The 18545-nt window shown below is 66.9% G+C and carries 17 protein-coding genes; 7 read left to right on the forward strand and 10 right to left on the reverse strand.

Annotated features, from left to right (window positions below):
- Positions 1-82 precede the first annotated feature (82 nt).
- Positions 83-334 carry a DUF7520 family protein gene (locus ACFQI8_RS05145; RefSeq protein WP_390243202.1) on the forward strand — a complete coding sequence of 84 codons (252 nt, stop codon included), beginning with the start codon at positions 83-85 and terminating at the stop codon, positions 332-334.
- Positions 335-388: 54 nt separating this feature from the next.
- The gene (locus ACFQI8_RS05150) at positions 389-784 is read left to right on the forward strand and encodes a universal stress protein (RefSeq protein WP_390243203.1); all 396 of its coding nucleotides are present in this window, start codon (positions 389-391) and stop codon (positions 782-784) included.
- A gap of 5 nt (positions 785-789) precedes the next feature.
- Here the strand turns inward: ACFQI8_RS05150 and ACFQI8_RS05155 are convergent, their stop codons facing one another.
- The 6 genes from ACFQI8_RS05155 to ACFQI8_RS05180 all read right to left on the reverse strand — a co-directional run bounded on the left by ACFQI8_RS05155 (position 790) and on the right by ACFQI8_RS05180 (position 6598).
- A complete protein-coding gene (locus tag ACFQI8_RS05155) occupies positions 790-1470 on the reverse strand; it encodes a thioredoxin family protein (RefSeq protein ID WP_390243204.1) in 681 nt (226 codons plus the stop codon).
- A 2-nt stretch (positions 1471-1472) separates the two neighbouring features.
- A complete protein-coding gene (locus tag ACFQI8_RS05160; RefSeq protein WP_390243205.1) occupies positions 1473-2216 on the reverse strand; it encodes an ABC transporter ATP-binding protein in 744 nt (247 codons plus the stop codon).
- A complete protein-coding gene (locus ACFQI8_RS05165) occupies positions 2213-2971 on the reverse strand; it encodes an ABC transporter ATP-binding protein (protein ID WP_390243206.1) in 759 nt (252 codons plus the stop codon). The genes ACFQI8_RS05160 and ACFQI8_RS05165 overlap by 4 nt, the downstream gene beginning before the upstream one ends.
- On the reverse strand, positions 2968-4149 hold the full coding sequence (locus tag ACFQI8_RS05170; RefSeq protein ID WP_390243207.1) for a branched-chain amino acid ABC transporter permease: 1182 nt from the start codon (positions 4147-4149) through the stop codon (positions 2968-2970). Before ACFQI8_RS05170 ends, ACFQI8_RS05165 begins: the two co-directional genes overlap by 4 nt.
- Positions 4146-5114, reverse strand: coding sequence for a branched-chain amino acid ABC transporter permease (locus ACFQI8_RS05175; protein ID WP_390243208.1), 969 nt, complete (start codon positions 5112-5114; stop codon positions 4146-4148). Before ACFQI8_RS05175 ends, ACFQI8_RS05170 begins: the two co-directional genes overlap by 4 nt.
- Before the next feature lie 122 nt (positions 5115-5236).
- Positions 5237-6598 (reverse strand): substrate-binding protein, encoded by a 1362-nt coding sequence (locus tag ACFQI8_RS05180; protein ID WP_390243745.1) that lies wholly within the window; start codon positions 6596-6598, stop codon positions 5237-5239.
- A 564-nt stretch (positions 6599-7162) separates the two neighbouring features.
- Here ACFQI8_RS05180 and ACFQI8_RS05185 point away from each other — a divergent pair.
- Entirely contained in the window at positions 7163-7771 is a 609-nt protein-coding gene (locus ACFQI8_RS05185) for a Tat pathway signal protein (RefSeq protein WP_390243209.1), read from the forward strand.
- Positions 7772-7855: 84 nt separating this feature from the next.
- Here ACFQI8_RS05185 and ACFQI8_RS05190 read toward each other — a convergent pair whose 3' ends face one another.
- Positions 7856-9478 carry a long-chain-fatty-acid--CoA ligase gene (locus tag ACFQI8_RS05190; protein ID WP_390243210.1) on the reverse strand — a complete coding sequence of 541 codons (1623 nt, stop codon included), beginning with the start codon at positions 9476-9478 and terminating at the stop codon, positions 7856-7858.
- A 176-nt stretch (positions 9479-9654) separates the two neighbouring features.
- On the opposite strand from ACFQI8_RS05190, the gene ACFQI8_RS05195 reads away from it, so the two are divergent.
- Complete coding sequence (locus ACFQI8_RS05195; RefSeq protein WP_390243211.1) at positions 9655-9900, forward strand: hypothetical protein; 246 nt, start codon at positions 9655-9657, stop codon at positions 9898-9900.
- 28 nt (positions 9901-9928) lie between these two features.
- On the opposite strand, the gene acs is transcribed toward ACFQI8_RS05195, so the two are convergent.
- Positions 9929-11917, reverse strand: coding sequence for an acetate--CoA ligase (gene acs / locus ACFQI8_RS05200; RefSeq protein ID WP_390243212.1), 1989 nt, complete (start codon positions 11915-11917; stop codon positions 9929-9931).
- A gap of 181 nt (positions 11918-12098) precedes the next feature.
- Positions 12099-13799, reverse strand: coding sequence for a methylmalonyl-CoA mutase family protein (locus ACFQI8_RS05205; protein ID WP_390243213.1), 1701 nt, complete (start codon positions 13797-13799; stop codon positions 12099-12101).
- 222 nt (positions 13800-14021) lie between these two features.
- Here ACFQI8_RS05205 and ACFQI8_RS05210 point away from each other — a divergent pair, with 222 nt between their 5' ends.
- Genes ACFQI8_RS05210 through ACFQI8_RS05220 form a run of 3 tightly spaced genes read left to right on the forward strand, consistent with a single transcriptional unit; the run spans position 14022 to position 17591 of the window.
- Positions 14022-15947: a NosD domain-containing protein gene (locus tag ACFQI8_RS05210; RefSeq protein ID WP_390243214.1), complete on the forward strand. Its 1926-nt coding sequence runs from the start codon at positions 14022-14024 to the stop codon at positions 15945-15947.
- Positions 15940-16773, forward strand: coding sequence for an ABC transporter ATP-binding protein (locus ACFQI8_RS05215; protein WP_390243215.1), 834 nt, complete (start codon positions 15940-15942; stop codon positions 16771-16773). The genes ACFQI8_RS05210 and ACFQI8_RS05215 overlap by 8 nt, the downstream gene beginning before the upstream one ends.
- The gene (locus tag ACFQI8_RS05220) at positions 16770-17591 is read left to right on the forward strand and encodes an ABC transporter permease (RefSeq protein WP_390243216.1); all 822 of its coding nucleotides are present in this window, start codon (positions 16770-16772) and stop codon (positions 17589-17591) included. Before ACFQI8_RS05215 ends, ACFQI8_RS05220 begins: the two co-directional genes overlap by 4 nt.
- A 26-nt stretch (positions 17592-17617) precedes the next feature.
- On the opposite strand, the gene ACFQI8_RS05225 is transcribed toward ACFQI8_RS05220, so the two are convergent.
- Positions 17618-18262: an FAD-dependent oxidoreductase gene (locus ACFQI8_RS05225; RefSeq protein WP_390243218.1), complete on the reverse strand. Its 645-nt coding sequence runs from the start codon at positions 18260-18262 to the stop codon at positions 17618-17620.
- Between the last annotated feature and the right edge of the window lie 283 nt (positions 18263-18545).

The following is an 18545-nucleotide window of genomic DNA, read 5'->3' on the forward strand; positions in this document are numbered from 1 at the left end:
GTGCATCGGTACGCGGACGCCGACTCCCCGAGCGACGTGGCGAACGGAAACGCCTAACAGCGTCCGCGCCCGAGCGTGAGCCGTGAGTTCGAACGTCGGCGGTCACCGCTTCGTCCTCGGGTTGTACGCCGCTCTCGTCGCCGTCGCCGGAGTCGCGGGCTACCTCACGGGCACGTTCGTCTCGGGCCTCAGCGCGCCCCGGTTTCTCTTTCTGGTGCCGTTTCCCCCGACGCCGGTCGGCTTCGCGACCTACGGCGCGCTGACCATCGCGCTCGTCCTCGGCGTCCCGCTCGGGCTCGTCGTCTACGTCTCAGCGGGACTCGACGACGACTGATTCAGCATTATCGTTCAGCACAAATACTAAGACGGGCGGCCGGGACGTGGTAGTATGTACCACGTGGTAATCGGCATCGATGACGACACGGAGCACGCGCTCGCGTGCGTCGAAGAGGTCGCGAAACTCCCCGGCGAGCCCGGCGAAAAGGAGGTGACGCTCATCCACAGCTTCACCGACAACCCGACCGGGGCCTCGGCGACACAGATTCAGTCGGTCCGGGAGGCGTCCGAGTTCCTCGAAGACCGCGGTGTCGAGTACGACGTCAACGAGTCGTCGGGCGACCCCGCGGAGGTCATCCTCGAATTCGCCGAAGAAGAGGACGCCGACCTCATCGTCACCGCCGGGCGGAAGCGCTCGCCCGCGGGCAAGGCGCTTTTCGGAAGCGTCACGCAGACGGTGATTCTGAACTCCGACCGGCCCGTCATGGTGACGGGGTCGACGAAGTAGAACCGCTAGTAGACCCGGTCGACGACGGCCGCGACCTCATCTGGGGTCTGGCGGCCGGACGCTCGTTCTCGCAGTTCTCCGTCGCGGACGCACAGGAGCGTCGGCGCCGCGTCGACCTCGAAGCGCCGACAGCACTCGTCGGCCGCTTCGCCGTCGACCCCCGCGGTCGCGACCCCGTCGGGAACGCGGTCGAGAATGGCGTCGAGGTCGTCTTTCATCGCGTCGCAAGGGTCGCAGAAGCGCCGCCACACGAGGACGACGGCGTCCGGGTGCGCGTCGAGGTACGACTCGAAGGAGTCGTCGTCGAGTTCGTCGAGCGCGCTCGGCACCGGCGACGACGAGGTCATTTCGACGAGCAGACCCGCCATGACGAAAAGCAGGTCACGCTCGACCGGCACGTCGAGAAACGACTTCGCCGCGAGGTACGCGACCACGTCGGCTCTGGTGACGTCGAACTCGTCGAGTCGCGCCTCGACGTTCTCGGGCGGGACGCCGAAGAGCTCCGAGACGGTCTGGTGGAACTCCTCGGTCGAGACCGCACCGTAGATGTCGTGGTAAACGGCGAGCGTCTTCTCGAACTCCTCCGTGGTCGAGAGCGTCCCGTCGGGCGCTTCGTCGACTGCACCGGCTTCGATGAGCGTTTCGAGCGCCGTCTCGGGGTCGGCGTCGATGTCGGTTGCGGCCATCGTCAGACCCCCAGATACCGCTCGCGCGTCTCGTCGTCCTCGCGGAGTTCCTCGGCGCTCCCGTCGAAGACGATGCCGCCCTGGTCGATGACGTACGCGCGGTCGGCGAGCTTGATGGCCGCCGCGGCGTTCTGCTCGACGAGGAGAATGGTCGTGCCCGCGTCGCTGATGCGTTCGACCGCGTCCTCCACGTCCTCGATAATCTTCGGCGCGAGCCCCTCGTAGGGCTCGTCGAGAAGGAGCAGGTCCGTGTTCTGCTTCAGGGCGCGTGCGATGGCGAGCATCTGCTGTTCGCCGCCCGAGAGCGTCCCCGCGCGCTGGTCTCGCCGCTCGTCCAGCCGGGGGAACTGGTCGTAGACCTCCTCGGTCGACATCCCCTTGTGGCCGAACGACAGCGCCCGACCCCACGTGTTCGACTTGTTGTTGACGACCTCCGCGAGGTGGAGGTTCTCGGCGACAGAGAGGTTCGGGAAGATGCGTCGCTCCTCGGGCACCAGCGAGATGCCTCGGACCGAGACGTCTTCGGCGGGGACGCCGGTGATGTCGTCGTCCTTGAACCGGATGTTGCCTTTCCGCACGTCGGGCGGCGTCGCCCCGGCGATACACCGGAGCGTGGTGGTCTTGCCCGCGCCGTTGCGGCCGAGGAGCGCGCATATCTCGCCCTCCTCGACGCTCATCGAGAGGTCGCGGATGATGTGACTCTCGCCGTAGTAGGCGTCGATAGCGTCGATTTCGAGGAGGCTCACAGCTCGACACCTCCGAGGTAGGCCTCTTGGACGGCTTCGTTGCCCCGAATCTCGTCGGGGGTGCCCTCGGCGATGATGCCGCCGCGGCTGAGGACGACGATGCGGTCTGAGATGCTGAAGACGATTTCCATGTCGTGTTCGACGAGGACGAACGTGAGCCCGAGGTCGCGTTTGACCTGCTCGATGAGGTCGACCGTCGACTTCGTCTCCTCGGGAGACATGCCGGCGGTCGGTTCGTCCATGAGAAGCAGGTCGGGGTCGCTCGCGAGCGCGATGCCGATTTCGAGGCGGCGCTTGTCGCCGTACGGGAGGTCCGTCGCGACGGTGTTCGCACGGTCCAACAGGCCGACCGAGTCCAGCGTGTCGCGGGCGACGTCGTGGACGTCGGTGAGGCTGTCGCGGTGTTTCAGGAACTCGAAGCCGAACGCACCGCGTTCGGACGCCAGCGCCGCGATTTCCGCGTTCTCCCGGACGGTCAGGTCGGGGAAGATAGAGGCGGTCTGGAACGACTTCGAGACGCCTCGCTGGACCACCTCATGCGGTTCGAGGCCGACGATGGACTCGCCTTTGAACCGGATGTCGCCGTTGGTCGGGTCGAGCCGCCGCGTGATGAGGTTGATGAGCGTGGACTTCCCCGCGCCGTTCGGCCCGATGATGGAGACGCGTTCGTCCTCCTCGACGGTGAGGTTCACGTCGTCGGTGGCGACGAGGCCGCCGAACTCCTTGACGAGGTTCTCGGTTTCGAGGAGCGTCATCGACCGTCACCTCCGTTTCCGGAGCGCGCGCGGAGTCGCTTCGCCGCCTTCGAACCGAGGTCGGCCGCGAGGGTACGGAGCCTGTCCAAGATACCCCACAAGCCCTCCGGGACGACCCAGACGACCACGACGAAGACGAGGCCCAAAAGCAGGTGCCAGTAGAACCCGAAGTCCCTGATGAGCACGATATCCGTGAAGGGAATCGTCAGGGCCTGGATGGTGCTGACGATGTTCTCGATGTAGAGGTACAGTCCGACGCCGAGGACCGGCCCGAACATCGAGCCCGCGCCGCCGAGCACCGTCATGACGACGATGTCGCCGGACTCCGTCCAGAACAGCGACTGGAGCGGGACGTACGCCCCGTGGATGGTAAAGAGGCTCCCGGCGACACCCGCGAACGCCCCCGAGATGATGAACGCCATGAGCTTGTAGCGCCAGACGTTGAGTCCGACGAACTCGGCGCGCTGTTCGTTCTCGCGGATGGCGCGGAACACCATCCCGTACGGCGAGTTGAGGATGCGGTAGGCGACCGCGATTGCGCCGACGAAGAAGACGCCGACGAAGGCGTACAGCCACGTTCCGAGGAGCATCCCACCGACGGACGGAACGTCCGCTTCGAGGTGGATGACGCCGAGGAAGCTCCCGACCTCGACGCCGGTCAGGCCGTTTTCGCCGTTGGTCAGGAACGCCAGCGGCGACGCGGCCATGTAGTAGAACATCTGGGCGAACGCCAGCGTCAGGATGGAGAAGTAGATGCCGCCGCGGCGAAGCGACAGGAAACCGAGTACCCACGCGAGCAACACGGCGAACAGCGTCCCCGAGACGACCATCACGATGGGGTCGCCGCTGACGTTCTTGGCGACGATACCCGCGGCGTACGCCGCGCCGCCCCAGAAGGCCGCGTGGCCGAACGAGAGCAGTCCGGTGTAGCCGAGAAGCAGGTCGAAGCCGATGGCGAAGATGCCCCAGATGAGGATGAGCGTCGCGAGGCTCTGGTAGCCCTGTAGAATCCCCGAGACGACGGGCGCGCGGGCGAAGAGGTACGGGAACACCGCGACGAGGACGGCCGTGATACCGACGACCGTCCCCTCGCGGCCGCGGAGCTTCTCCCAGCGGCCGAAAAGCGAGCCGCCGACGAGCGCGTCCTTCGCGCTCGGGTTGGCGTCCTTTTCGCTCATGGCACTACCTCCTCGTCCCCGAGCAGACCCTGCGGCCGCGCCAGGAGGACGATGGCCGCGATGGCGTACAGGCCGACCTGCGACCACGCGGGCGCGAAGGCGACGAGCGCGGCGGTCGTGAGACCGAAGACGATGCCCCCGACGACCGCGCCGGCGATGCTTCCGACACCCCCGATGACGACGGTCAGGAACGCCGGGACGAGGATGTTCGTCCCGATGGTCGGGTTGACGACGTTCAGCGGCCCGCCGACGACGCCCGCCACCCCGGCGAGCGCCGCGCCGATGCCGAAGACGACGATGTACGGCCGCGTGATTTTGATGCCGAGGAGCCTGACCATCTCGGCGTCGCGAGTCCCGGCGCGGACGACGAGACCGAAGTCGGTGTACTCGACGAGCAGGTACACGAGCGCCACGAGGACGGCCGTGATGCCGATGACCCAGAGCCGCCACTGCGGGAAGTTACCGACGATGGGTAGCGCAATCGGGCCGGAGACGGGAATGCCGGGGAACGAGCCGACAGAGAGGATTCGCTCGGGCTGTTCGAACGGCAGGCTGTTGCTACCGAACAGGACGCGAAACAGCTCTTGGACGACGATTGCGAGGCCGAACGTGACGAGAATCTGCTCGGTGTCGGGCCGGTCGTAGAACGCCCGCGCGAGGTACCGCTCCATCAGCAGGCCGACGCCGAAGACGAAAAGCGGCACGAAAAGCAGGGCCGCCAAAAAGCCGATGTCGAGCCCGAAGCTCGAAAAGCCCCACTCGGCCAGTTTCCCGTTCGAAAGCGGCACGTTCAGCGCGACGAACAGCCCCGCGTAGGTGCCGACGAGGTACAGCGCGCCGTGCGCGAAGTTGACGAACTTGAGCGTGCCGAGGATGATTGAGAGACCGACCGCCAAGAGGACGTAGATGGCCCCCTGCTGTAGTCCGTTGAGCAGGATGACGAGCACGTCCGACAGGAGGCTCATCGACCACCACCCCTCCACCAGCTATTCGAGGCGTGAACTGCCATGGGTATGATAATCTTACTCATTTACGTGTGCGTAGTTGTCTGCGATTAACTTTCATTAAGATAACGGTGGGAGGGTGGCTATTCGTAGGACCCGAGTTCACACTCGGCGGCCGGGCCGGCGTCGCACGCGTAGCCGAGGTCGTCGCGGCTGGTGACGTTGACGATGTTGAAGTACGTCCCCTCGCTCTGTTCGGAGGCGGAAAGGCCCTGGACGACCGGCACGTCGCGCTGTGCTTGGTGGTCACAGCCGCGCATCGTCTCTGCGCCCATGCCGATGTTGTCGTACTCGTAGTCTTCGAGCTGTCTGATGACCTCCGGCGGGTAGAACGTCCCCGCGCGCTCGACAGCGGCGGCGTACTGGAGCGTCTGGGCGTACGCCAACTGGGCCGGACCCGAGGGCGTCCGGTCGTACTCGTCGCGGAACGCCTGCGTGAACTCCTGTGACGGCGTGTTGTCTATCTGGGAGTCCCACGCGACGGTGCCGTAGATGCCCTCTATCGCGCCGCCGGCCGCCTCCGCCATCGGACGGTTGTACAGCGGGACGATAATCTCCATCTCCTCGTCGATACCGGCGTCGATGGCCTGTTGCATGGAGTTCGCGCCGTCGAGCCCGTAGTGGTTCAAGATGAGCACGTCCGCGTCCGAACTCTGTGCGCCCGAGAGGTACGTCGAGTAGTCGGACGTTCCCAGCGGGGTCGCAACGGAATCCACCTGCTCCCAGCCGGCGACATCGGTCATGAACTGCTCCATCGACGCCTGCTGGGTCTGCCCCCAGCTGTAGTCGGCGTAGAGCTGGTAGAACTGCAGGTCCTCGCCGTAGGCGTCGCGGACGACCGGCGCGAGCGCCTGCCCCGTCATGTAGGCGTTGAACATCTCCCGGAAGGAGTAGCGGACGCAGTCCGTCCCGGTGGTGTCGTTCGAGTGCGTCAGACAGCACATGAACATGACCTTCTCGTTTTGACACAGCCCCTGCACCGCGATGGCGACCGCGGAGGACGACCCGCCCGAAATCATGATGGCGTCGTCGCGCTGGATCATCCCCGAGGCGGACTGCCGCGCCTGGTCCGCGTCCGTGGCCGTGTCGCCGTCCACGTGGTCGATGGTGTAGCCGAGGACGCCGTCGCCGGAGAGGTCGTCGAACTGCGAGTCGACCCAGCCGCCGCCCTCGTTGAGATGCTTCACCGCGAGCTGATAGGCTCGAAGCTCGTCTTCACCCTCCGAGGCGTACGGTCCCGACTGCGGGACGTTGAACCCGAACGTGGCCGTGTCGCCCTCGATTGGGAAGTTGCCCAGCGCCGGGTACTCGTCGCCGCCGTCGCCGCTACCGCCATCGCCGCCGCCACCGCCGCCACCGTCGCCGCCGTCGCCGCCGTCGCTAGTGTCGCCGCCGTCGCCGCTACCGCCGTCGCCACCGCCGGTACACCCCGCCAGCCCTGCCAAGCCAGCGGTTCCAACAGCACCAGTCGCCTTCAACACGTCTCGTCGATTGAGGGGCTTGCTATCCCGTGCCATAGACACATCGGCGGATACATCGTTAATAATAGTTATGTATTTATTCCCTATTATTTGTATAATCAATCATTATAGACTGGGCTCGTCTATGGCACAATATAAGGGCGATGTCAAGCGACGGCCGCCGGCCGACTCCCGCGGTGAGTTCTCCGCGTCACGGGACGTGCCACCGGCGCAAACGACACGCCGGTGTCGGACTAGCTCGCCGTAGTCGTCCGCGCCGTACGGGCGTCGAGAGCGACGAGTCAGCCGTGCGGTTCGTCTCGTCTCGAAGCACGTCGCACCAGTCTCACCGCGTCGGCGACCGCGCGAGCGGGCCGAACGGCCGGCGGACAACTATCAGAATACTAGATATATATTCCCGAATAACACCGTTTCAACGCGCTTGCCCCGCGTTCGCTGACCAGTTAATCTCGTACCGTCGTGAATGTGGAGTTTATAACTAACCCCGCAAAGCGCAACTAGCGCGGTAGCCACGCCCGTGGCACCACTATGACAAACGATACGAACGACGGATTCAGACCGACAAGACGCTCCGTACTCCGACTCGGCGCGATGTCGGCGCTCGGCATCGGCATCGGCATCCCCGCGGTCTCCGGCTCCGTGGCGGCGACCATGTGTCCCAAGACGCCCGGCTACTGGGCGAACAACCCGGACTACAGCAGTCCCACCGACAACTGGGCGGTCCTCGGCCCGAATGGCGGCACGAACTATACCCTCCGGGGCGTCACGATGACCCACGACGACTGGCGCGAGTTCCTCGTCGCGCCCACGAAGGGCGACAAGGCGAACATCATGGCGAAACACTACCTCGCCATCGTTCTCAACCTCCGGAACAGACCGGGTGACGACCCGGGATGCACGAGCGACGACGCGACCATTCAGCACGGCGACTACGCGGGCTACACCATCGAGGAAGTCAAAAACATGGCCGGCGCGTGGCTCGGTAACTCCGCGTGGTCGAACGGCGGCCGGCAAAAGAGCTGGTACGTCAGCGTCGGCGGCGACATGGTCGACGGCGAGACGCTCAAAGACACCCTCGACGCGTTCAACAACAGCCCCGGGTCGCTCGGCCTCGACTGCCCCTGCAACGACCGCTGAACCGCGTTCGCTCCCGAAACGAGACACCGCGGCCGCGGTTAAGTGCCCGCTACCCGCCGAAGCGCGAGCTTAACGCGGCCGTTCCTATCCCTCACCCACCATCCGCTCTTCGTCTTCCCACTCGCGTTCGCGCAGTTCGTACTTCTGAATCTTCCCGGTCGCCGTCTTCGGGAGTTCGGCGACGAACTCGATTTCCTTCGGCACCTTGTACGTCGCGATGCGCTCCCGACAGAACGCGATGAGCGTCTCGGCGGTGACGCCCGGCGCGTCGGGGTCGCCGCCCGTCGGCACGACGAACGCCTTCGGCGACTCGCCCCACTCGTCGGACGGGACGGGGATGACCGCCACGTCGGCGACCGCGTCGTGGTCGAACAGCGCGTCCTCCAGTTCGATGCTGGAGATGTTCTCGCCGCCGGAGATGATGATGTCCTTCTTGCGGTCCTGGATGCTGATGAAGCCGTTCTCGTCGACGACCGCGAGGTCACCCATGTGGTAGTAGCCCTCCAGCCGCGCCGAGAAGGCCTCGTCGGTCTCCTCGGGTTTGTTCCAGTACTTCTCCATCACCTGATTGCCCGCGACGACGATTTCGCCGACGGACTGGTCGTCTCTCGGCACGTCGTTTCCGTCCTCGTCGACGACGCGAACGTCGGTTCCGAGGTAGCCGATGCCCTGTTTTTTCTTCACGCCGAAGCGGTCGTCGCCGTCCGTCAGGTAGCGCCCGGCCTCCGAGGTCGTGATGAGCGGGCCGGTCTCGGTGGCCCCGTAGACGTGCATGAGTCGCCAGCCGAACTCGTCTTCGACGGTCCGAATGGTCGCCTCCGGCGGGGCCGCGCCCGCGGTCGCCGCCCGGACGGGGCTCGCGCCGGTCGTCTCGACGCCGCCTTCCTCGCGGTAGTGTTTCATCAGGACGTTCAGCACCGTCGGCGCGGCGCAGAGATACGACACGTCCTCGTCGCGGATGGCGTCCAACACGGCCTCCGCTTCCACCCCGCGGGTGCAGACGTGCTTCGCGCCGTGGCCGGTAATCGCGTAGATGTGGCCCCAGCCGTTGACGTGGAACATCGGGAGCGTCCAGAGGTAGACGTCGTCGTCCGCGATGTCTTGGTGCATCGAGACGAGGTAGGCGTGAATCGTCTCGGCGCGGTGGGTCCGACAGACGCCCTTCGGGTCGCCGGTCGTCCCCGACGTGTAGTTGATGGTGACGACCTCGTCTTCGTCCATCTCGGGGCGGTCGTAGTCGGTCGACTCCGCGACCAGTTCGTCGAAGTCGAGCCACTCGCGGTCGGTCGATTCGGCGGCCTTCTCGGGGTCGTTCGTGATGAAAATCTCCGTCGGAACCTCGTCGCGGACCTCGTCTATCTTCTCGGCGAAGGCGTAGTCGGCGTAGACGGCCGTCACGTCCGCGTCGTTCAGCATGTACTCGAAGTCCGCGGGGACGAGTCGGTAGTTCAGCGGCATGTGGACGGCCCCCAACTGCATCGACCCGTAGGCGGCTTCGAGGTGGTAGTGCGTGTTGGGGTCGAGCACCGCGACCCGGTCGCCCTTCTCGACGCCGCGGGACTGGAGCGCCGCCGAGAAGCCGTCGGCGCGCTCGCCGAGTTCGTCGTAGCTGAAGCGCTCGCCGGTCATCGCCACGACCGCCTCCTCGTCCCCGTAGTACCGCCGCGCGCGGTCGAGGAACTCCGTCACCAGGAGTGGTTTCTTCATACGCGGTATTCTTCACTAACGTTCAAAATAAATATGCGGGCCGGTGTCAGACCGTCCTCGAATGAGAATAATTAGCATATCTGGTCGCAATATATCGCGATTCGGGGCGCGAGGGACTATATTACTACACAATCTATACAGGAAAATACCTTATTCGTGGAGTTCGTAGCGCGCGTATGGCGCTTTCAGACTACACCGGACGCTCGCCGACGGGCCGGGACGAGACCATCGTCCGCGTCGTCCCCCATCGGCTGTGGCGACCGGGCGACGAGCGAATCGAACCGTGTACCTACAGCGGCGAGCAGATTCGGCTCTCCGAGAAGCATCTCCTCGCGGTGGTCGAACACGACGGCGTCCGCGAGCGGCGCTACTTCCGCGACGAGCAGTCGCTGTCGGCGTGGATGAAAGAAAATCCGCAATGAAGCGGGCCGACGGCGGCGGAACCGGTCGTTACTCGCTTTCGACCTGCCGCTGAATCGACTCGACGACTTCGGGGTTCCGAAGCGTCGTCGTGTCGCCGAGTTCCTCGCCGTTCGCAATCTCTTCGAGGAGCCGACGCATAATCTTTCCAGAGCGCGTCTTCGGCAGTTCGGGCGTGAACACGACCATCTCGGGGCGAGCGATTGGGCCGATGGCGTCCTCGACGCCCTCGATGATGCGCTGTCGCATCGCCTCGTCTTCGTCCTGTCCCTCCTCGGTGATGACGTAGGCGTAGACGGCCTCGCCTTTCACCTCGTGGTTGCCGCCGACGACGGCGGCCTCGGCCACGCCCTCGACGCCGACGATAGCCGACTCGATCTCCATCGTTCCGAGGCGGTGGCCCGAGACGTTGATGACGTCGTCCACGCGCCCGAGGATGGTGATGTAGTCGTCGCCGTCGATTTTCGCGCCGTCCTCGGGGAAGTAGACCCAGTCGTCGGGGTCGTCGCTATCGGTGTCGGAGTACTCCTGCCAGTACTCCTGGATGAAGCGCTCGTCGTTGTTGTAGAGCGTCCGGAGCATCCCCGGCCACGGCTTGTTCACCGTGAGATAGCCCGCGCGACCGGCGTCGACCTGTTCCCCGCTCGTGTCGACGATTTGGGCGTCGATGCCCGGGAGCGGCGGCCCGGCGGAGCCGGGTTTCATCTTCTTGACGCCCGGCAGGGTCGTTATCATCATCCCGCCGGTCTCGGTCTGCCACCACGTGTCCACGACCGGACACTCCTCGTTACCGATGTGCTTGTAGTACCACTTCCACGCGCGCGGGTTGATGGGCTCGCCGACCGTCCCGAGCAGGCGCAGGCTCGATAGGTCGTGCTGTTCGGGGAACCGGCTTCCCCACTTCATGAACGCGCGAATCGCCGTCGGCGCGGTGTAGAAGATGTCGACCGCGTACTTCTCGATGATGTCCCACAGGCGGTCGCGGTTGGGAAAGTCGGGCGTCCCCTCGTACATCACCGTCGTCGTACCGAGCGCCATCGGGCCGTAGACGATGTACGAGTGGCCCGTAATCCAGCCGATGTCGGCCGAACACCAGTAGGTGTCTTCCTTCTCGATGTCGAGGACCGCCTGCGAGGTCCACGCCGCGTACGCGAGGTAGCCGCCGGTGGTGTGTTTGACGCCCTTCGGCTGACCCGTCGTCCCCGACGTGTACATGAGGAACAGCATGTCCTCGGCGTCGCGCTCGACGGGGTCGATGCGCTCGCCCGCGTGCTCGTCGAGGAGGTCGCCCCAGTCGTGCTGGTTGCCCTTCAGGTCGTGGCCGAAGCCGTCGTCGCCGAGGCGGTCGACGACGACCGTGGCATCGACGCCGTGGTCGACGCCGTCGAGCCCCTCGTTGGCCTTGTCGAGGTGGTCGAGCGGGTCCCCGCGGCGGTAGTAGCCGTCGCAGGTGACGAGGAACTGAGAGTCCGCGGCGTTCATCCGCGTCGCCAGCGCGTCGGCGGAGAAGCCGCCGAAGACGACCGAGTGCGGCGCGCCGATGCGGGCGCAGGCCAGCATGGCGATGGGTAGCTCCGGAATCATCGGCATGTAGAGCGTGACCACGTCGTCTTCCTCGACGCCGAGGTCGCGCAGGGCCGCCGCGAACTCGTTGACCTCGCGGTAGAGGTCCTGATACGTGTACGTCCGTGTCTCGCCGTGTTCACCCTCCCACTTGATCGCGACGCGGTTCTTGTCGCCGTTTTCGACGTGGCGGTCCACGCAGTTGTACGAGACGTTGAGCTTGCCGCCGGTGAACCACTCGTAGAACGGCGGGTTCGAGTCGTCCAGCACCTCGTCGTACGCTTCGTCCCAGTCGAGCATCTCGGCCGCCCGCTCCCAACACTCCGGCCAGTTCTCCTCGAACTCGTCGTAGACGGCCGGGTCGGAGACGTTCGCTTGCGCGACGAACTCCTCGGAGGGTTCGAACTCCTCTTGCTCGACCAGCCGTGCCTCCAGTTCGGTGTCTCCGTCTGCCATAGTACGTGTTACCTACACTAATCCTCCATGATAAATCTATGTAGTCACGCAGTCCGGACGGCGGCGTTGTCAGCGGGCGGTCGCCGGGCTGTCGGTCGGTTACGAATCCCCGTCGACACGCGTTTCCATCAACCAAAGTCGTGTCATTCCGGTCGGGGGTGGCGGTACCGCGTCGGAGCCCTCACATCACGCCGATGGTCTCGCGGTAGGTGCCGTACTCCTCGGCGAACACGTCCATGATTTCGCCCATCGTGACGTACTCCTTGACGGCGTCGACGAGCACCGGCATGACGTTGTCGCCGTCGCGGACAGTCTCGCGGAGGTCTGAGAGCGCGGCTTCGACCGCCGCGTCGTCGCGGTCGTCCTTGACGGATTCGAGGCGCGCGAGCTGTCGGTCCTGTACCTCGTCTTCGACGTGGAGCAGGTCGGGGCGGGTGTCCCCCTCGGTGTCGTACTTGTTGACGCCGACGACGACCTCTTCGCCGTCTTCGACCCGCGACTGGTACTCGTAGGACGCCTCGCTTATCTCGCGGTGGTAGTAGCCCTCGTCGATACCGGCGAGGACGCCGTCGCGGACGGAGCCGTCGCCCATCTCCCGAATCTCCTCGATGTAGGCCATCGCCTCGGCCTCGATTTCGTCGGTCAGCGTCTCCACGAAGTAGCTCCCACCGAGGGGGTCGATGACGTCGGCCGCGCCGGACTCCTCGGCGATTATCTGCTGGGTGCGGAGTGCGACGGTGACAGCCTCCTCCGAGGGGAGCGCCAGCGCCTCGTCGAAGCTGTTGGTGTGGAGCGACTGCGTGCCGCCGAGGACGCCCGCGAGCGCCTGAATCGTGACGCGGACGATGTTGTTGAGCGGCTGTTGGGCCGTCAGCGACTGCCCCGCCGTCTGGGTGTGGAACTTCAACTGCGTCGAGCGCTCGTCCTCGGCGTCGTACCACTCCGACATCACGTCGTGGTAGATGCGGCGGGCGGCGCGGAACTTCGCCACCTCCTCGAAGATGGAGTTGTGAGAGTTGAAGAAAAACGACAGCTGGGGGGCGAACTCGTCCACGTCGAGGCCGCGGTCCACGGCGTCTTCGACGTAAGCGAAGCCGTCGGCGAGGGTGAAGGCGAGTTCCTGTACCGCCGTCGACCCGGCCTCCCGGATGTGGTAGCCCGACACCGAGATGGGGCGGATGCGCGGGGTCTCCTCGGCGGCGAACTCGACGGTGTCGGTGACGAGTTTGAGCGACGACTCCGGCGGGATGACCCACTCCTTCTGCGCGATGAACTCCTTGAGCATATCGTTCTGGAAGGTACCGCCGATGCGCTCGCGGGGGACGCCGCGGTTGTCCGCGAGCGCGACGTACATGGCGAAGACGACCGGCGCGGAGGGGTTGATGGTGAAGGAGGTCGTCACCTCGCCGATGTCGATGCCGTCGAACAGCACCTCCATGTCGCGGAGGGTGTCGACCGCGACGCCCTCCTTTCCGACCTCGCCGTCCGAAAGCGGGTCGTCGGAGTCCTTGCCCATGAGCGAGGGCATGTCGAACGCCGTCGAGAGGCCGGTCTGGCCGTTCTCGATGAGGTAGTGGAAGCGCTCGTTGGTCTCCGTGGCCGTGCCGAAGCCGGCGAACTGCCGCATCGTCCACGTCCGCCCGCGGTACATCGTGGGGTACACCCCGCGCGTGTACGGGGGTTTACCGGGGAAGCCGAGGTCCGACTCGTAGTCGAGGTCGGCCACGTCGGCGGGGGTGTAGAGGTCCTCTACCCCGTGGTTGGAGACGGTGGCGAACCGGTCTTTGCGCTCGCCGCCCTTCTCCACGAACGGGTCGCGGGTCTCCGACTCCCACTCGTCGCGCGCCTCGCGGATAGACGCCAAATCATCCTCGTCGTACATGCTCCCCAATCCGTATGGATGATGATTAAGGATTTGGGTCGGAATCCGTCCCCCGGCCGGCTCGTCACGGGCCGCGAGAGTTCGACGCACAGACCATCGTACATATCATCCCCGGACCGCCTAGCCCTCGCCATGCACGACCGCGCGACAGCCACGGCGCGCCTCGAAGCGGCGGCTCATCCCGCCGCAGGCCCCGAATCCGTCGGAGCCGAGCGCTGACCGATGGCGCTTCTCACGCCCGAGACGACCCGCTGGGTCGCCGCCGCGACGGCGCTCATGTTCGTCTTCGCCAGCGTCTCCTTTGTCGTCCCCGTCTCCGGGTCCGTCTCGCCGGTCGCCTTCGACGACACGGTCAAAACCGGCGGCACGTCGGTCGACGTTCGCACGGCCGAAGTCGACGGGTTCGAGGTCCCGCTCGCGCAGGCCCACTTCTCGCGGTACCGCTACATCATCGGCTACTACGACGTTCGCACGGCCGCCGCCGACGTGTCCACGCCCGAGAGCGCGCGCCAGTTCGGCGACCCCCTCGCGGTCTTCGTCACCGACTACGCGACCGTCTCGCCCGACCTCGACGCCGACGGCTACCTCCGAACCGAACACAACCGCACCCCCGGCTGGACGAGGGCGTCCGCGGCGTCGTTCGTCGTCGACTCCGGCGCGCGGGTCCCCTCTGGCCCGATTGCGATTCCGTTTTCCGACGCCGACGCGGCGCGCTCGTTCGCGGACGCCCACGGCGGCGAAGTCGTCGATTGGGCGACGCTCCGCGACCGCGCCGGCGACCCGCTTTCGTCCCGGCTCGCCGCCTTCGAGTCGTCGGTCGCCGCCCACCACGAGTGGGCGAACCGGACTACCGCCGCGAGTGACGCACTGTTCGACAGACCCGTCTCGACCGTCGTCGGCGACGACGCGCCGACCGTCGAAGCCGCCGTCGAATCGGCCCCCGCGAACACGACCGTCTACGTCCCCGCGGGCACCTACTCGGTCGACGCGGTCGAACTGAACCGCTCGGTGACGCTCCGCGGTGCCGGAAGCGACACGCGACTCGTCGGCGACGGGAACGGGAGCGTCGTCCATCTCCGCGCCGACCGGAGCGCGGTCGGTGATCTCTCCATCTCCGGCGTCGGCGAGGTGGGGACGCGACGGGTCCGCGCCCAAAACGAGTCCGTCGACTGGGACACCCGCGTCGAACTCGCCTACGGCCGCGGCGACGCCGGTATCGTCCTCGACGGCGCGAACGGGTCGGCGGTCCGCGGCGTGGAAATCGACACGCCCGCGAGCGGAATCATCGCCCGCGAGAGCACCGACAGCGTCGTCGACGGCGTGACCGTCCGCGGGGCCGACGAGCCCGCCGACGGCTTCATGGGCGTCGTCCTCATCGGCGAGCGGGCGGTCGTACGGGACTCGACGTTCCTCGGCGGCCGCGACGGCGTCTACACCCACCGCGCCGACGGGAGCGTCGTCCGCGACAACCGCATGGAAGACGGTCGCTACGGCGTCCACCAGATGTACACCTCCGACGCGCTCGTCGCCGACAACGTCGTCCGCGGGGACCGCATCGGGGTCGTCCTCATGACCCGACCCGTCGGCAATCTCGTGGTCGGAAACGACGTACGCGAGTCGGATTTCGGGTTCATGCCCGCCGGGAGCGACACCTACGTCGCGGACAACGTCTTCGCCGGCAACGACTACGGCATGGACGTGAGCGGCGACCGGCAGGTGTACGTCGGAAACGTCGTCGCCGGCAACGGCGTCGGCGTCCGCGGGAGTTCGACGTTCCCGACGAACGTCGTCGTCCGAAACGACGTCGTCGGCAACGACGTGCGCGTCGAGTCGTCGCTCGGCCCGATGCGGACGTGGACCGCCGGCGGCGCGGGCAACTACTGGGGCGACCTCCCGCTCGAAGACGCCGACGGCGACGGGGTCTACGACCGGGCGTATCAGCCCTCCGGGGCGGTCGACGCCGAACTCGGCCGCGAGCCCGGCGCGCTCGCGCTCTCGGAGTCGCCCGCGATGCGCGCGCTCCGCCGCGCCCGCGACGCGGTGTCCGGCCTCCGCGGGTCGGGCGTGGTCGACGCCGCGCCCCGGACCGAGCCAGTTCGACCGGAGACGCTCGCCAGCCTGAACGCGACGGAGGAGACCGATGACTGACGAATCCACCACGATGCCGAACCCCGAACCCGCGACGACCGCCGAGACCGTCCCCGACGAATCGACGGGCGAGAACGCCGATGTCGACGCTGAGCCTGACGCCGAGGGCGGCCGGCCGGCCGTCGCCGCGACCGACCTCAGACACGCCTTCGGCGACGTGGGCGTCCTCGACGGCGTCTCGCTGTCGGTCGCCCCCGGCGAAATCGTCGCGCTCGTCGGCCCCAACGGCTCGGGGAAGTCCACGCTCCTGCGGTTTCTCGCGCGAGTCCGCGCGCCCGACGAGGGAACCGTCACGGTGGGCTCGACAGATACCGGCGGCGGGCGCGCCCGCGTGGGCTATCTCCCCCAGCAACCCGGCTTCCGCGCCGGCTTCTCCGCGGCCGACACGCTCGAGTTCTACGCGCAGTTCGTGGACGAAGACGTGGACGTGGCCGGGGTGTTGGAACGCGTCGGCCTCGCGGACGCCGCGGGCCGCCGGGTCGGTGCGCTCTCCGGCGGGATGACGCGCCTGCTCGGTCTCGGGCGAGCGCTCGTCGGCGACCCGGCCGTGGTCGTCCTCGACGAGCCGGCCAGCGGTCTCGACCCCGGCATGGTCGAGCGGCTGTTCGACATCGTCTCCGACCTCGCCGACGCGGGCATCGCGGTCGTCCTCTCGTCGCACAACCTCGGTCCCGTCGAGCGGACCGCCGACCGCGTGGTCGTCCTCGACGGCGGGCGGTTCGTCGCCGACGGCGACCCGCGGGCGGTGGTCGAGTCGGTCGGCGCGGCGGACCTCCAGACCGCCTTCGGCGACCTCGTGGCGACCGAGGAGGTGACGGGCAGATGAGCGGCGGCGACCTCGACGGCGTCGGCGACCTGTTCGCCATCGCGGCGCGCGAGCTTCGGACGGTCGTCAGAACGCCGGCGGTCGTCGCGCTCTCGGTCGTCTTCGGGCTGACCGTCGTCGCGGTCGCGGCCGCGGGGTCGGGCGCGCGCGGCGGGTACGTCCCGCTGGTGCTCGACTTGCTCCCGTTCGTGGAGGCGCTCGTCCCGCTTCTCGCCGTCGCGCTCTGTTACCGCGCGGTGCTCTCGGACCGCGAGTCGGGCGAACTCGACGTGCTCCGCACGTTCGACGTGTCTCGACCGGCCTACGTCGGCGGCGTCTACCTCGGCCGGGGGCTCGCGGTCGCCCTCGTCGTCTTCGGGTCGCTCCTCGCCGCGGGGGCGACCGTTCCAATGCTCTCGCCGCCGGATCCGACGTTCCTCGCACTGAACGAGGCCGCCGACTCGCCGGTCGCGTTCCTCCGCTTTTCCGTCCTCGCGGTCCTGTTCGCGCTCGCGGTCGCGGCCGTCGCGCTCGCCGTTTCGGCCGCCGCGCGGACCGCGAGGCAGGCGATTGCGCTCGCCGTCGGCCTGCTCGTCGCCTTCGTCGTCGGCGTCGACGCCGCCGCCATCGCCGGACTGGCCTCGGGGACCTTCGGAGTCGACGCGGTGCCGCTCGCGCTCGCGGTGAGCCCGAACGGGGCGTTCCGGTCGCTCGTCCTCGGCGTCGCCGTCGAGACCGGCGGGGCGGGGTCGCCGGTCGCGGCGCTGGCGGGACTCGTCGGCTGGGTCGTCGTCGCGCTCGCGGTCGCGGTGCTGACGGCGTGGCGACCCGTAGAATAGTGTCGCGGGCGGCGCGCGTGAACCGGTTATCCGAAGTTCTCGACTTTCGCCGCGTCGGCGTCGCCGCCGGCGGCCTCGACGGCGTCGGTCGCGTTCTCGACGAAGTCGGCGAAGCCGTAGACGAAGACCTGTTCGCCCTCGTCGCCGGTGAGCGCATCGACGACGGCGTCGGCAAGGTCGGACTCGTCGCCGGTGACGACGACGCTCGCGCCGTCGTCGCGGAGCGCGGAGAGCCGTTCCTCGTGCGCGGGCGCGTCGTCGAGGTAGACCACGGCGGCCTCGTTGCCGTCGGCGACCGCGGCCTCGGCGATGCCGACCGCGGGGCCGACGCCGGGCCCGCCCGCGAGGACGACCACGCGCGACTCGCCGTCGTAGTAGCTCCGACCGAACGGCCCGGAAATCTCGACATCGTCGCCGGCCGCGAGCGAGTCGAGGTGCCGGCTGAACGGCCCGGCCTCCTCGGGGTCGATGCCGACGGTCACTTCGAAGGTGTCGCCGACGCCGGGCGACGACAGCGTGTAGAACCGCGCGTACGACTCGCCGTCGACCTCGGCGGAGAGCTTGACGAACTGGCCCGGTTCGGCCTCGAAGCCGTCGGGCGTCTCGAACTCGATGGCGACCGTGCCGGGGCCGACGTCGCTGACCGCGGCGACGGTGACGATTGCGTCCATGCGACCGGGTTGGTGGCAGTCTCACAAGGGCCTTGCCTTCCCGGACGCGCGCACCGGAGACCGGTGCGAACCGTGCGAGCCGCCCGCACAGTGTAAGCCGGAAATAATTGTCACGAGAGGTCGAAACACACCATGATTTGACATTCGTTCAATAAAATACCATCTACACACCGTTTGGATAGACAAATACGTCTCAATATCGATATATAACCTTGTTCGTGAGATTCCTATCGATTATCAGCACCGACGTTTAACACCAATTTTCAGAAGGCTTTTGACCCGG

This window comes from Haloferax chudinovii (assembly GCF_042663345.1).
Taxonomy (GTDB): domain Archaea; phylum Halobacteriota; class Halobacteria; order Halobacteriales; family Haloferacaceae; genus Haloferax; species Haloferax chudinovii.